Here is a 634-nt window from a genome sequence, read left to right on the forward strand (position 1 = left end):
GCGGCACGGCTGCGACTACCGTGGCAGTGGTCGACAACCTGGGCCGCACGGTACTCACGCGCACGCTGGCTGCCGGCGCGGCCGAAACGCTGGAATTGCCGTTGAACGGCTTGGCCGCCGGCGTGTATTCGGTGCAGGCCCGCACGGCCGTGGGCCTCGTGACCAAGCGCCTTGTGGTGCAGTAAGCGCCTGCTAACCGGGCCGACATCACTGCTCCAATCCAAATAAAAAAGCCCCGGCCTAATCGGCCGGGGCTTTTTTATTCGTTACTGACCAAGCATAAAAAAACCTCCCGCCAGCGGCGAGAGGCTTTCCGAGCTATGAAAACAACTGTCCCCTGTGGAGACACGCTTGCATGTACGAAGCGCGGAGGATGGTCGGATTTAAAAGCAGCGGTGTTTTTTCACGCTCCGTCCATCCGCACAATTTTGGGGGTGAAGGAGCCCAGCACGTCCACCAGCTCGCGCTGGCTGGCCATCACGGTGCGGATGTCCTTGTAGGCCATCGGCGCTTCGTCGAGCCCGCCGCCGATGAGCTCGATACCGTGGTCGGCGAGGTACTTGCGCACCTGGCCTTCGCCCAGCTCGGCCTTGGCGCGGGTGCGCGACATCAGCCGGCCCGCCCCGTGCGAGGC

The 634-nt window shown here is 63.6% G+C and carries 2 protein-coding genes; one reads left to right on the plus strand and one right to left on the minus strand.

The annotated features are described in order from the left end of the window. The coding region (locus ACYVDE_RS25400) for a T9SS type A sorting domain-containing protein (protein WP_460504291.1) at window positions 1–185 on the plus strand (185 nt) is incomplete at its 5' end. A gap of 218 nt (window positions 186–403) precedes the next feature. Here the strand turns inward: ACYVDE_RS25400 and ACYVDE_RS25405 are convergent. Continuing rightward, a partial coding sequence (locus ACYVDE_RS25405; RefSeq protein WP_460504292.1) for an RtcB family protein occupies window positions 404–634 on the minus strand: 231 nt, incomplete at its 5' end.

This window comes from Hymenobacter agri, from assembly GCF_054778495.1.